16 protein-coding genes are annotated in these 13,048 nt (G+C 65.9%); 12 read left to right on the forward strand and 4 right to left on the reverse strand.

The features are described from left to right. Positions 1-15: 15 nt before the first annotated feature. Positions 16-303: a hypothetical protein gene (locus DBR23_RS17760; protein WP_082548881.1), complete on the reverse strand. Its 288-nt coding sequence runs from the start codon at positions 301-303 to the stop codon at positions 16-18. A gap of 448 nt (positions 304-751) precedes the next feature. Between DBR23_RS17760 and DBR23_RS17765 the strand changes: the two genes are divergently transcribed. After that, positions 752-1,102: a DUF2958 domain-containing protein gene (locus tag DBR23_RS17765; RefSeq protein WP_056582602.1), complete on the forward strand. Its 351-nt coding sequence runs from the start codon at positions 752-754 to the stop codon at positions 1,100-1,102. A gap of 60 nt (positions 1,103-1,162) precedes the next feature. Here DBR23_RS17765 and DBR23_RS17770 read toward each other — a convergent pair whose 3' ends face one another. Beyond that, positions 1,163-2,089 (reverse strand): hypothetical protein, encoded by a 927-nt coding sequence (locus tag DBR23_RS17770; protein WP_056581617.1) that lies wholly within the window; start codon positions 2,087-2,089, stop codon positions 1,163-1,165. A gap of 706 nt (positions 2,090-2,795) precedes the next feature. Here DBR23_RS17770 and DBR23_RS17775 point away from each other — a divergent pair. The 3 genes from DBR23_RS17775 to DBR23_RS17785 all read left to right on the forward strand — a co-directional run bounded on the left by DBR23_RS17775 (position 2,796) and on the right by DBR23_RS17785 (position 6,027). Continuing rightward, positions 2,796-3,626, forward strand: coding sequence for a DUF932 domain-containing protein (locus DBR23_RS17775; RefSeq protein ID WP_056581620.1), 831 nt, complete (start codon positions 2,796-2,798; stop codon positions 3,624-3,626). Between the two features lie 65 nt (positions 3,627-3,691). Then, a complete protein-coding gene (locus tag DBR23_RS17780; RefSeq protein WP_056581626.1) occupies positions 3,692-5,755 on the forward strand; it encodes a ParB/RepB/Spo0J family partition protein in 2,064 nt (687 codons plus the stop codon). 62 nt (positions 5,756-5,817) lie between these two features. Next, positions 5,818-6,027, forward strand: a complete 210-nt coding sequence (locus DBR23_RS17785; protein ID WP_056581629.1) for a hypothetical protein — start codon at positions 5,818-5,820, stop codon at positions 6,025-6,027. A 129-nt stretch (positions 6,028-6,156) separates the two neighbouring features. On the opposite strand, the gene DBR23_RS17790 is transcribed toward DBR23_RS17785, so the two are convergent. Then, positions 6,157-6,675 carry a GNAT family N-acetyltransferase gene (locus tag DBR23_RS17790; RefSeq protein WP_056581635.1) on the reverse strand — a complete coding sequence of 173 codons (519 nt, stop codon included), beginning with the start codon at positions 6,673-6,675 and terminating at the stop codon, positions 6,157-6,159. Positions 6,676-7,410: 735 nt separating this feature from the next. On the opposite strand from DBR23_RS17790, the gene DBR23_RS17805 reads away from it, so the two are divergent. Further along, the gene (locus DBR23_RS17805; RefSeq protein WP_013517162.1) at positions 7,411-7,725 is read left to right on the forward strand and encodes a DUF736 domain-containing protein; all 315 of its coding nucleotides are present in this window, start codon (positions 7,411-7,413) and stop codon (positions 7,723-7,725) included. A gap of 380 nt (positions 7,726-8,105) precedes the next feature. Here DBR23_RS17805 and DBR23_RS17810 read toward each other — a convergent pair whose 3' ends face one another. Continuing rightward, on the reverse strand, positions 8,106-8,399 hold the full coding sequence (locus DBR23_RS17810) for a helix-turn-helix domain-containing protein (RefSeq protein WP_056582604.1): 294 nt from the start codon (positions 8,397-8,399) through the stop codon (positions 8,106-8,108). A 215-nt stretch (positions 8,400-8,614) separates the two neighbouring features. On the opposite strand from DBR23_RS17810, the gene DBR23_RS17815 reads away from it, so the two are divergent. From DBR23_RS17815 to DBR23_RS17850, 7 genes are all read left to right on the forward strand, one after another. Further along, on the forward strand, positions 8,615-8,962 hold the full coding sequence (locus tag DBR23_RS17815; RefSeq protein ID WP_056581638.1) for a DUF2958 domain-containing protein: 348 nt from the start codon (positions 8,615-8,617) through the stop codon (positions 8,960-8,962). Positions 8,963-9,271: 309 nt separating this feature from the next. Continuing rightward, positions 9,272-10,039 (forward strand): DUF2285 domain-containing protein, encoded by a 768-nt coding sequence (locus DBR23_RS17820; protein WP_056581641.1) that lies wholly within the window; start codon positions 9,272-9,274, stop codon positions 10,037-10,039. Between the two features lie 83 nt (positions 10,040-10,122). Next, on the forward strand, positions 10,123-10,404 hold the full coding sequence (locus DBR23_RS17825; RefSeq protein WP_013721771.1) for an AlpA family transcriptional regulator: 282 nt from the start codon (positions 10,123-10,125) through the stop codon (positions 10,402-10,404). Between the two features lie 14 nt (positions 10,405-10,418). Beyond that, positions 10,419-11,264 (forward strand): replication initiator protein A, encoded by an 846-nt coding sequence (locus DBR23_RS17830; protein ID WP_369882130.1) that lies wholly within the window; start codon positions 10,419-10,421, stop codon positions 11,262-11,264. Positions 11,265-11,517: 253 nt separating this feature from the next. Then, on the forward strand, positions 11,518-12,156 hold the full coding sequence (gene parA, locus DBR23_RS17840; protein ID WP_056582609.1) for a ParA family partition ATPase: 639 nt from the start codon (positions 11,518-11,520) through the stop codon (positions 12,154-12,156). Beyond that, positions 12,153-12,437 carry a hypothetical protein gene (locus DBR23_RS17845; protein WP_056582611.1) on the forward strand — a complete coding sequence of 95 codons (285 nt, stop codon included), beginning with the start codon at positions 12,153-12,155 and terminating at the stop codon, positions 12,435-12,437. Before parA ends, DBR23_RS17845 begins: the two co-directional genes overlap by 4 nt. Further along, the gene (locus DBR23_RS17850; protein WP_056581644.1) at positions 12,434-12,979 is read left to right on the forward strand and encodes a DUF2840 domain-containing protein; all 546 of its coding nucleotides are present in this window, start codon (positions 12,434-12,436) and stop codon (positions 12,977-12,979) included. Before DBR23_RS17845 ends, DBR23_RS17850 begins: the two co-directional genes overlap by 4 nt. The last annotated feature ends 69 nt before the right edge of the window (positions 12,980-13,048 follow it).

The raw sequence follows: 13,048 nt of genomic DNA on the forward strand, positions 1-13,048 counted from the left end.
TGATTGGGAAGGGCATCATCGGATCTTGATGTTCTTGCTGCCGCGGAATGCCCTCTTCAGCGATTCGTGCAGTTCCTTCTGAAGATCTTTGACGACGGCTTTCCCGATCTCCTTGGCATGCGCTTGCACGTTCTCATCGTTGGCTCGGATGAGATCATCCTTGGAAATCTGCAACCCACAGTTGCCGCAGGTGAACAGTTCGCTCGTCTGCCCATCAGCGCCGTCGTGTGAAAACTCAGTGCCACCGCACGTTGGGCAATTCAGACAGACCGACCGGTTGTACTTGTCCGCTTTGAACGTCATGCCGTATCTCCGATCGTGTCAACGCTGTGAGCCGTGAATGATCGCAGCGAAGAAAAGAATAGCATCGCTGCACGGGGATCTTTCGTCGACGCGATGCCTATTTATTCTATCTGACAGTCTTCATTGCGTCCCGGCGTGCCGCCGCCGGGTTCGAGGGCTGCGCCCCGCGCTTCGTGCCGAATCGCGGCCATTCGGCTTTGCCCCCTGACGCCTCCGGCCCTTTCGAGCCTGCGCGTTCCGCTTGCCCTAAAAGCCGAGTGTGTGCAGCGGGCGGGTGTGGGCAGTCTTGCTGTTCCCTTCACCGTATCACGGCGTTCTCGCCGTCAAGGGCGGCGCGCGCCATGCGCGCTTGCGTCCTGTCGGCCGTCTGCGACCCCTGACTGCTTGCGCTGCGCCGTGCCCCGGAAGGGTCGGGCAATTCCGCCCGGCATCCTTGCAGGAGTTCACCATGAACAACGCACTCATCACTGACGAGCAGCGCATCGTACTGCTGGCCAACGGCCGCGAATCCTTGGAGAACCCGGACTTTGATCCGGCCCCCGTGGTCAAGCTGTTCACGCCGGACGCCGGCGCGACCTGGCTGCTGACCGAGATTGATCCTGACGACCACGACCACGCTTTTGGTCTTTGCGACCTGGGCCTGGGGGCGCCGGAAATCGGCTGGGTCAGCCTGGGCGAGTTGGCGATCGTGCGCGGCGGGCTGGGCTTGCCGATCGAGCGCGACCTGTCTTTCCGCGCTGAGAAGCGGTTGAGCGCCTACGCGCGCGAGGCGCGGCTGAGCGGGCGGATAGCTGTCTGACTCGGCCTTGGGCGGATGGCCCAGCAGCGCATCCCGTATCGGGATGCGCTTACTGCATCGTCAGCGAGGCCAGTCGTCGCTACGAACGCCTTCAAAGAAGCCAGGGCCGACTTCGATACGCAGTGAAGAGTGACGGCGCAAGATCTTCTGCGCTATCTCGGGCGATGCGTAGTCCGTGAAGTCGAGGAGGTAGCCGTAGACCATTTCACCGCTACTGCCGTCCAACTCCATTGCTTCTACATCGGCGAGATTGCCAACCTCATGCAGTTCGAGGCCCAGCAGTTCGGCATAGGATTGCGATACGCTGCGCGGCGGTGGCTCGCCGTCGTGGTCGTCATCCCCCCAGTTCGTATCGAGTTCCGCTTTGGTGACTTGGCAGTCCACTGACCCAAAGCACTGGCTGCCCAATCGCTCCACGCTCAAAGTGCCCTCCACATTCACGATGTGGCCCGCGTAGGGACGCTCAGTGTCGATGCCCAAGCCAACATGGCCATCCAGGTCGATTTCCAGCGAGCTGCCAACGGGGACGTTTTCAGACTCAACCTCGAAATCGAAATAGACCTCATCAATGCCATCGTAATTGGCGTTGGCCATCTCGCTGTTCACGTCATCGTCTTCGATGACCACCTGATCCACATGCTCACGCAGATAGTTATCGAAGCCTGCGTGAGAGGCGTGAATGTGTGTGTGGGGTGCTCGTTCCTTGAAGGCTGCGTCGATCAGCTCATGCAGTTGGCTTGGCGCGGGGGCTGCGCCAAGTTCGCTGGCGCGCCTATCGAGCGAGTCGTAGTCGAGTACAACGTGGTAGACATTGCTCAAGTCTTTGGGTTCGAGTGCGGCTACCTGGGCGGCCTGGTAGGCGGCAAGGCTCTTGTAGCCGAGTGCAGCAACAATGATTTGCTGCGCATGGCCAAGCTGCACAGGGGCGGCCACAGAAACGCTGTTCTTGCGAACAGAATGGGCAAGGTCGGAAATGCCGATGGGCATACGATTCTCCTGATTTCAGCGCAGGCCAATCGAGCGATTACTTGGCCTACGCCCAGGCGATATCGCATGGTGGTGGCAAGAAATACGGGGGGAAAGCAGAACGCAGTCTTGATTGAGCCGCTCGAAGCTCAGGCGGACAGGGCCTTGCCCACATTGTCCGCGAAAAATCCGCCGAAGACAAATCCCGCGATGCCCAAACTGCATGGGCGTCCCCGGCCACCTGGGAGATGGCCGGTCGCGCTGTCGTGCTGCGCATCGAGCCGCCTGCGGCGTCTCGCCCCTGACGGGCTTCCATCGTTCCCTCGCTCCGCTCGGCTGACGCCTCCGGCCCGGCTTCCAGCTTCGGGCCTGCGCGCTTCGCTTGCCGTGCGGTCGGCGTGTGGGGAAGGCCGTTGCCTTGTCCAGCCGTCTCCCCTGACTTCATCACCTTCACCGCGACTGTAGCCCGCGCCCGTGTGCCGTCAAGGCGCGCAGGGCCGTGTCCTCGGCTGCGCCTGCGGGCCGCACCAACCCTGCGCTTGCCTCCTTGACGGCGCCCGTTCGCGCGCTCCTGACCGTCGCGGGCGATGAACTCAGGAAAGACGGTGGCAACAGGGCCAACCGGGTTCCTCGTGCCGACCGCACCGAACAGCCGAAAGGCTGGGCTCCGAATCTAGGAATCCGGTGTGCGGTTTTCTTCAACAGCCTTTTTGTTCAGGAGAAAGACATGCAACTCGCATCCCGTTTCGCTTCCCGCTCCCCTTCGCTGCGCAGTGACTACCCGCTGTCCGATGACCAGATTCATCGCGTGGCCCCGTCCATCTTCGCGGATGCCCCGCACGAAAGCCGTTCGCAGCGGTACGCCTATATCCCCACCGCCGCCGTGCTGACCGAGCTTCGCAAGGAGGGATTTCAACCCTTCATGGTGACGCAGACCCGCGTGCGCGATGAAGGCAAGCGCGAGCACACGAAACACATGCTGCGCCTGCGCCACGCCAGCCAGATCAACGGCGCAGAGGCCAACGAAATCGTGCTGCTGAACTCGCATGACGGCACCAGCAGCTATCAGATGCTGGCCGGAATGTTCCGCTTCGTTTGCAGCAATGGTCTTGTGTGCGGCGACACCGTGGCGGACGTGCGCGTACCCCATAAGGGCGACGTAGCCGGTTCCGTCATCGAAGGCGCTTTCGAGGTGTTGAGCGGCTTCGAGCGGGTGAAGGATTCCCGCGATGCCATGCGCGCTATCACGCTGGATGAAGGCGAAGCCGAAGTGTTCGCCCGTTCCGCGCTGGCCCTCAAGTACGACCCCACCGACAAGAAGCCCGCGCCCATCACCGAATCGCAAATCTTGATGCCGCGCCGGTTCGACGACCGCCGCCCCGACCTGTGGAGCGTGTTCAACCGCACGCAGGAAAACCTGACCAAAGGCGGATTGCATGGCCGCAGCGCCAACGGACGCCGCCAGCAGACCCGCCCGGTGCAGGGCATTGATTCCGATGTGCGCCTCAATCGCGCCCTCTGGATGCTGGCCGATGGCCTGCGCCAGTTGAAAGCCTGAACCGTTTCCCCGCCGGAGGGGCGGTTCCCCTCCATTCCCTTGTTTCACTCGATTGGAGATTCACCATGAACGCCGTTACCCAAACCGAAGCCCGCGCCGTCAATACCGCCGCCGCTATCCCGTTGGAAGCCGCCGACCCGACCAAGAACCTGATTCTGGTTCCACTGTCGCGGCTGGTGCTGCGCCCCACGGGCCGCAACGTGCGCAAGACCCCGCGCATGTCCATCCCCGAACTTGCCGCAAGCATCCAGCGTGTCGGCCTGCTGCAAAACCTGATCGTGATTGCATCCGCCGATGGCGAGCATTACGAAGTCGTGGCCGGTGGCCGTCGCCTCGCAGCCCTCAAGCTGCTGGCGAAAAAGCACCGAATCAGCAAGGAATGGGAAGTGCCTTGCCTGCTGGTGGCCGATGGCACCGCCCGCACCGCCAGCCTCACCGAGAACGTGCAGCGCGAAGCCATGCACCCGGCAGACCAGTTTGAAGCCTTCGCGGCGCTGGTGGCCGAAGGCCGCCCCATCGAGGACATTGCGGCGGATTTCTCCGTTACGCCGCTGGTGGTGCAGCGCCGCTTGAAGCTGGCGAACGTGTCGCCCCGCCTCATGGCCGACTATCGCGCCGATGCCGTGAGCCTTGACCAGTTGATGGCCCTTGCCATCACCGATGACCACGCCGCGCAGGAAAGCGCGTTCTACGATGCGCCAACCTGGCAGCGTCACCCGTCCAACCTGCGCGAACGCCTCACCGAAAGGGAAATCGACGCCTACCGGCATCCGCTGGTGCGCTTCGTCGGGCTGGACAGCTACGAGGCCGCAGGCGGTGGCATCCGCCGTGACCTGTTCGCCGAAGATGACGCGGGCGTGTATCTGACCGATGCCGCGCTGCTGGAAGGGCTGGCGTTCAATAAGCTGACGGGCATTGCTGCCGAGGTGAAGGCCGAAGGCTGGGCATGGGTGGATGCCACGCCAGGCGTGACCCATGCCGACCTGCACGCCTTCCAGCGTGCGCCGAAGGAGCGGCGCGAACCGAACAAGCGTGAAGCCGCACGCATCGAGAAGCTGCAAACCAAGATGCACGAACTGGCCGAAGCCGTGGATGCTGCGCTGGACGCTGACGATGAGGAAAAGGCCGACGCCTTGCAGGAGGAAGGCGAAACCCTGGGCGAGCAGTTGCAGGTGCTGGAAGATGGCTTGCAGGACTACGGCGCGACCGTGAAGGCCGCAGCCGGTGCCATCGTCACCATCGACCGCAACGGCGAAGCCGTGATTCATCGCGGCTTGATGCGCGAGGCCGAGGCCAAGGCGCTGCGCACGCTGGAAAGGCTGCGCCAAGGTTTCGGCAGCGAAGGCGAAGCCGCGAACGACGACGAAGGCGAGGACGACGAGCCACCCAAGACCGCCGCCATGTCCGACCGGCTGGCGCAACGCTTGAGCGCCCACCGCACCGCCGCGCTACAAATCGAAGTCGCCCGGCATCCGCAAGCCGCGCTGGCCGCCGTGGTGCATGGCATGGTGCAGACCGTCTTGCAGGAACGCCGCTACGGCCGCAGCCGTGATTCTCTGCCGCTGGGCGTGGGCCTCAAAGTGCAAGACCGGCTGGAAGGCATGGCCCCGGACTGGCCGGAAACTCCCGCCGCCGTGGCGCTGTGCGAATTGCAACAGGTGGCGGGCGAAGCCTTGCCGGAGGACAGCGCCGAACTGTTTGCCGCGCTGCTGGCGAAGCCGCAAGATGAACTGGTGCGGCTGCTGGCCGTGTGCGTGGCTTCCACGGTGGACGTGGTGACGCCCCGTGCCACACCGCACCAGCCCGGCGAGGAACTGGCGCAGGCCGTGGGCCTCGACATGGCTGCATGGTGGAAGCCGACCGCAGAAGGCTACTTCAAGCACGTTTCCAAGGCCGTGATTCTGGAAGCCGTGGGCCAGTACGCGCCCGAGCACGTCACGCGACTGGCGAAGTTGAAGAAGGCCGACATTGCCAGCGAAGCCGAGCGGTTGGCCGATGGCACGGGCTGGATGCCTGCCATCTTCAAGACCGAAGGCCCGGAAGCTGCGCCGCAGGAAACGCAGGCGCAGGATGCCCCGGAGGATGCCGAGGCAATGGCGGATGAACCCGCCGAGGCGCTGGCCGCTTGACCCGCGCCGAAGGCAAGCGCCCCGGCCTCGACCGGGGCGCTTCGCTGCAAGGAGAAGCCCCCATGACCCGCATCACCAGCAGCCGCCCGCGCATGGCGGCGATCTACGCGCCCAGCACGGTACGCGCTCGCCGCTGGCACGACGATGGCGACGTGCGCGGCTACCGCCCGCCCTCGGGCTGGTCGGCCCGCGCCGACCTCACCGACATTCACCCCATCACGGGCCGCGCCTTGCCGCGTGCCGTGTGGTGGCTCATCGAGACGAAGGAATAACCGCGTTCAGCACCGCGCCCAGGCCGTTCCGTCCTGGGCGCGGTGGACGCAAAATCCGGGCGCGGCAGTGGCCGCGCCCGGTGTTCAAGGCCAGCAGCCGAGTCAGAACGCCGCCGCCTTCGCGGTGGCTCAGGCGGTGGCGTTGAAGGCATCGCTGTAGCGCGCGATGCCTTCGGGCACTGGCCCATGCAGGGCCAGCGCCATGAAGTAGCCGGGCGGCACGCCCGGCAGTTGCAGGCCCGCATGGGCCTGAAAACCAAAACGCGCGTAATACGCGGGATCGCCTAGCAGCACGCAGCCTGCGGCCTGCATGGCCCGCAGTTCAGACAGCGCCTGCTCCATCAGGCGCGAGCCGATGCCGTGCCCCTGCCTTTGCGGCAGGACGGAGATCGGCCCCAACCCGTACCAGTCCTCAGCCTGGCGGCCGTGGCCGTCGGTGATGGTCACGGGCGACAGGGCCACATGGCCGATGATCTGGCCGTGTTCTTCGGCCACGATGGAAAGCGTCAGTTCGTTGGCAGTGCGCAGTGCGCGCACGATGAATTGCTCGGTGTGGCTGGTGTGCGGCGCATCGGCGAAAGCGGCCGTCGTGACGGCTTCGATGGCAGCAATGTCGTCCGGGGTTTCGTGTCGGAGCTGGAGAGTCATGGGCTTGTCTTGGGTTACTTCCTGAAAATATAGAACGGCCTGGGCGTGTCGGCGCGAGGCGCCGCCGGGCTTTCGGGCTGCGCCCCGTGCTTCGTGCCGAATCACGGCCATTCGGCTTCAATCCCTCACGCCTTCGCGCCTGTGGCGCTGCGCGCTTCGCTTGCGAGGAAGGCTGCGCCCCGCCGCAATGGGCGGAGCTTGTGGGGCTACGCCCCGGCTTGCTGCGGCAGGTTGTGCAAAAGCGTGCCGTCCTCGACGCTGGCGATTCGTTGCCTGTACGTCACGAAGGACGGTTCACCGACACACCGCTCGGCCTCGCCCGATGGAGCTTCCTCACCACGCCTCAAGCATGTGCCGCGAGCTGCGGCTGGGGCGCTCTGGCCTTGTCGTCGGGGCATTGACCTGGCCCGCGTCAGGGCGCAAGCCGGTGAAGCCGTCACGCGGGGATGCCGAGTCGGCCCTGTCTCCATTCGGGAGCGGGCGGCCTGTGCGTCCTTGTCTTGTTGTGAATCCTGGCGGTGGCGCGGCTGCGCCTTGGGCTTCATGGCCGCAACCTTCCAGCGAAAACAATTTCCCCTGCGCTGCGCGCATTCCTCGCGGGACAAATTCTTTTCGCCTCCAGGTTCTCCACGGTGTTGCGACCGCTGCGCGGTGCGGCCAGCCCATCCCCCGCCGGACGGATCACAACAAGGACGCACTGGCGCGACCTTGTTCAACCCGAAAGGAGAAATCATCATGGCCAACATCGGCACCTTCACCGCAGACAAAGACGGCTTCAACGGCCAGCTCCGCACCCTGACGCTCAACGTCAAGGTCAAGCTGGTTCCCAACGACAAGGGCAACAACGAGAGCGCCCCCGACTTCCGCCTGCAAGCGGCTGGCCACGACATCGGCGCGGCGTGGAAGAAAACCAGCGAGGCCGGACGCCCCTACGTGTCCGTGACCCTGGACGATCCTTCATTCCCGGCAACGGTCTATGCCCGCCTGATCGAGAACGAGGACGGCACGCACGACCTGATCTGGTCGCGCAACAAGCCCAAGGCGGCCTGACGGCCGCCCACAGCGCCCCGCCCATTGCGGCGGGGCGCTGTGCTGCTCATCGCAGCACCGCACGCACGGGGTTCGGCAACGGGTGCCTCTTGGCATGTTCACCAGGGCCGGTATTCATCGGTGGATGGCCCGCAGCCCGTGGCGTAGCAAGCCCAGGATGGCGTGTCGGCGCTGCAAGCGCCGCCGGGCTTTCGGGCTGCGCCCCGTGCCGGCAAGCCGTCACGGCCATTCGGCTCCAATCCCTCACGCCTTCGCGCCTGCGGCGCTACGCGCTGGCGCTTGCACTCCAGGGGAAAGCCCTGTGGGCTATCCCCGCCGCGCGATGCTTGGCGCCCCTCGATGCCGCCGAACCGGCTGCGCCGGATCGGCCCGGCCAGCGCCTACGGCTGGGCCGCTGCCGCGAGCTGGCTTTCAGCCTCGCTCATCAGCACCGCCGTGCTGCATTCGAGCGCGCCGGCAATCTTGAAGATCAGCGATAGCGTGGGCTGGTGTTCGCCACGCTCCACCTTGCCCATGTGCGAACGCTCGACGCCGGCCAGGTGCGCCAGCGTCTCCTGGGCGATGCCGCGTTCCGTGCGCAGCGCACGCACCGCCGCGCCGAAGGCTTGAGCCAGCTCGGCGTCGAAGGTGGTGGCGCCGGCCGGTCGGCCGGGCTGGACGGATCGCTTCTGCATGGACAGAAGCGTCGATTCGCAGCACAATTAAAACCACGTTATCTTTAACTCATTCATCAAAAGCTCACTGTTCTGCGCTTCTACAGAAATCCGCATTTGCGGGTTTCAACAAAGGCGCGAAATCACGGAACCGCCATCGTGTTTATGCCCAAATCCGCAGGTACGGCTTTGCGCTTTTGCGCTTCGGCGGATTCGTGCGGCCGGAGGGTGGCGCCATGACGGCACTCATCACCGAGGACGACCGCGCGCGCCTGCTGGCCCACGGCAAGGCCCGCGCCGCTGGCGAGGCCATCGACCCGGTGCCCGTGGTGCGGTTGTTCACGCCGGACGCGCATGTGACCTGGCTGCTGGCCGCGCTCGATCCTGCGGACGGCGATACGGCCTACGGCCTGATCGACCTCGGGCTGGGGATGCCAGAGCTGGGGACGGTGAAGCTGTCCGACCTGGCCGGCATCGTCGGGCCGCGCCAGCAGCCCGTGCTACGCGACCTCTATTTCCGCCCCACGCGCACGCTGTCGGAATACACCCGGCTGGCCGAGCGCGACGGAGCGATCCCGGACTGAATACGGCCTACTGTGACTTTTTCAGTCTGGCGTCATGCCGGGCAGGTCTCAATCGGGATTCTTGCGGCATACCCCGGCCAGTCTGATCGAAACAGTCATGATGCCTGGCTTGGGTTGCGGCAGGCTGGCCGATACGGCGTCCCACGGTCGGGGCGCTGCCACCGCCGCATTGAGACGGAAACCGCAACGCATCGGAGCCAATCGGTCTTGACAACCCCAGTCACCATTTTTACCCATGACGTTCTGACGATGGCGATGTAGCGCGTAGCCCAGCCGTGGCGGCGATTCCTGTTCCCAGGAGGTTGCGTCATGGCCGACCGCGCCGCCGAGCCTTGGTATCCGACTGCCGCGTATCTGTACGTGCTGCATCTGGACAGCCTTGCGCTCGCCTGGGAGTACCTGCGCAGGCACCCCGACTACCGGCTCGACTGGCTGCGCCATCGTCGTCGGTCGCAGGCGGCACAGGAAGCGGCGCAACGCTGGGGCTTGCGCCTGCTGGAAGACCCGGCCCTGGATGCGCGCGACGCGCATCCGGCCTGGCTGCCCGGCCACGCTGCGATGGTGCAGCTCTACCCGGATGAAGATCCGCCACCCGATGCCTCGATCTTCGCGTTCTGGCGCATCCCTGGCCATAAGCAACTGCTCCATGACGGCAAACGGCTGGCGCTGATCGCGCGCAGCCCAGGCCATTGCCTGCGCTTTGCGCTGGCCCCCGGCCTGGAAGACGGCATGGCTGTCGCCTATGCCCATCGCGGCGGCACTGCCGCGCCTGTGCGCGGTCATGTGCCCGGCGTGACCTTCGCCGCCACGCCCAGGCCAACACCTTCCGCGCTGCTGGAACTGCACACCTTGCAGGCGCTCGACGCGACCCTGGCGGGCGCGTCCTCGCGTGAGGTCGGCGAAGGCTTGTTCGGTGCCGACGCCGTGGCCGACTGGTACGCCGACGGCGGCTTGCGCTCCAAGGTGCGCCGCTTGGTGCGGCGTGGCGATGCGCTGATGCGCGGCGGCTATCGCCGCCTAGCACAGCTTGCGCCGCTTGAGAAGGGTCGTTTTGAAGGCGACGCAAAACGACCCTGAGCAAGTGGGCCGCGTTTTCTGAGACTGCCTCCATCCGGTTGCGCTGTGTGGCCGGAGCTTTGAAAGCTATGGAGGTTCACACCATGCGTCCTGCTCCCTTGCGGCCTGCCGCCGCTGTCTCGACCGCTGCCGCGCAGCCCCAACGCTATCTCACCAACGACGAAGCCGCCGAGTACCTGCGCCTGTCGCCGCGCACGCTGGAAAAGCAGCGCGTGATCGGCGGCGGCCCGCGCTTTCGCAAGTTCGGCCGGCGGGTCATGTACGCCGTGGCCGACCTCGATGCCTGGGCCGCCGACCGCAGTTTCGAGACGACTTCCGATCCCGAGTACGCCGAGCACCACTCGGCCGACAGCCGTGCGCGCTGATCGGCGGCGCGTGGATGGCCTTCGCCATGTCCACACCCTTGCAGGAGCGCGAACAGCTCGACCTGTTTCGCGCGCTGCCGGGCGACATGGCGCCACGCGACAGCCAGGACTTGATGGCCTTTCCGTTCTTCTCGCTGGCGAAGTCCAAACGGGTCAAGCCCATCGACTTCCGGGCGGGCAACGTGACGATCCGCGTGGAAGGCACGCAGGAGCACGGCATCGCCACGATCTGGGATGCCGACATCCTGATCTGGGCCGCCAGCCAGATCGTGGAGGCGCGCGACGCGGGCCTGCGGCCTTCGCGCTTGATGCAGGTACGCCCCTACGAGGTGCTGCGCTTCATTGGGCGCGGTACGTCGCTGCGCGACTACCAGCGCCTCAAGGCTGCGCTGGATCGGCTGCAATCGACCACGGTGGCCACGTCCATCCGCGAGACGACCGGGCGGCGATTGCATCGGTTTTCCTGGATCAACGAGTGGAAGGAACTGGCCGATGCCAGCGGCACGCCGCTGGGCCTCGAACTGATCCTGCCGGACTGGTTCTTTGCCGGCGTGCTCGACGCCGCCCTGGTGCTGACCATCGACCCGGCGTATTTCCGGCTCACGGGCGGCATCGAGCGGTGGCTGTACCGCCTGGTGCGCAAGCACGGCGGGCGGCAGCCGGGCGGCTGGCAATTCGACTTCCAGCACCTGTACCGCAAATCGGGCAGCGTGGCGCGCTACTACGACTTCGCCGCCGACCTGCGGGCGCTGGTGGCGCGGCAAGCCTTGCCGGGCTACCTGTTGGGCATCGAGCACGCGTCCGGGATTTCCTCGCCGCTGCTGACCTTCCGGCCCGTGCCGCAAACGGCACGGGGATAACTTCGGGAGAGTCTGTGGATGGACTCGTGCTATCAGGCAACAGAGGTGTCGTGCTATCAGGCAACGAATCCTCGTGCTATCAGGCAACAAAATCGGCCGCAAACCCGCGCCAGCACTGGGTTTCGCGTCCCTCTAACTTCCCTAACTTAAATTCTCTAACTTTTAGTAGAAGCGCCGCGCCACGGTGGATAACCACCACACGGCATGAAAGGCAGCAGCAAAAGCCCGGCTTTCCAGCATGGAGGGCCAAGCCATGATCGTTGCTCTGCTCAATCAGAAAGGCGGCGTGGGCAAGACCACGCTCGCCACGCACATCGCCGGCGAGCTGGCGATGCGCGGGCAGCATGTCATGCTGCTGGACGCCGACCCGCAGGGTTCATCGCTAGACTGGACACAGCGCAGAAGCCAGCAAGGCTTGCCAAGGCTGTTCAGCGCCGTGGGCCTCGCACGCGAAACGCTGCACCAAGAGGCGCCAGAACTCGCCAGGCGGGCCGATCACGTCATCATCGACGGCCCGCCCAGGATCGCTGCCTTGGCGCGTTCCGCGCTGCTGGCGGCCGAGCGCGTGCTGATTCCCGTGCAGCCCAGCCCCTATGACCTGTGGGCCAGCGCGGAGATGGTGGCGCTGATCCGTGAGGCGCAGGTGTTTCGGCCAGCGCTGCGCGCGGCCTTCGTCATCAATCGGCGCGTCAGCACCACCGTGATCGGGCGCGAAGCGCGCCAGGCTCTGGCCGACCAACCGCTTCCTGCGCTGCGCGCGGAAGTGCATCAGCGCATCGTGTTCGCCGACAGCGTCGCCGCTGGCCGGCTTGCACGCGAGACGGCGCCGGACAGCACCGCCGCACGCGAAATCACTGCGCTGGTCGATGAACTATTGCGGTGGACGACATGACAACGACGCCGCCACCGAACAGCAAACGCACGGCCAAGCGCGTCGGCATCGGCGCGCGTCCGCCCGCGAATCCGCACGCCGAGGCGTGGATTCGCCAGGGCGATGCCGATGCGCTGGGCAAGGGCGACCTCTACACGGCTCGCCTGACCCTCGACATCACGCCCGCGATGCGGGCGCGCATCAAGGTGTCGGCCTTCACGCAGGGCGTGACCGTGGCCGACCTGCTGCGCGGCCTGCTGGAGCGGGAGTTTCCAGAGCACCGCAGGGAGAACACCCCATGACTGCATCCGTTTCGTCTGCCGCCGCGCCTGTTGCGTGCGCGGCCACGGCTGCGCACGCAGCACCTTCCGGCCAGCCTGCCAGCACGCCGCTGACGCGCGTGGCGCTGGCCTACATCGAACCGCGCTTCAAGCTCTACCTGCGCTTCGGCGAACCTGCGCGCACGCTCCAGCTCGACCGCTGGCGGCGCTGCGCGGTGTTCCTGCCGGGCGCCATGTTCAGCCGCATCCGCTGGCAGGCCAACGACTACGGCACGATCCGCTGGCAGCTCATGGTGATGCAGGCTTGCACGCCGCTGGATGCGGCGCAGCGCATCCCCGGCGTGCAGCCGGGCGCGCGCCTGCTGCTGCACGCCGAGGGGGAGAACCAGGTGCGCGCCGTGCTGGAGCGCATCGACGCCATCGAGGCGCTAGGCATCGCGCCATCCGCCGCTTCGCCCGTGTACTGGCGCACGCTCGCCAACCGGCTCGCTGCGCGTCTGCCGCTGCCCGAATACACCGCCGAGCGGCACGCCGCCTGGCTGACCGGGAGGGCACTGCCATGACCGCCGTTTCGACTGCCGGCGCCGCGTCGCGTCCTCGCTCGCCCCGCGCACGTTTGCGCGCTCGCCTCG

The organism is Acidovorax sp. HMWF018 (assembly GCF_003061035.1).
GTDB classification, from domain to species: domain Bacteria; phylum Pseudomonadota; class Gammaproteobacteria; order Burkholderiales; family Burkholderiaceae_C; genus Acidovorax; species Acidovorax delafieldii.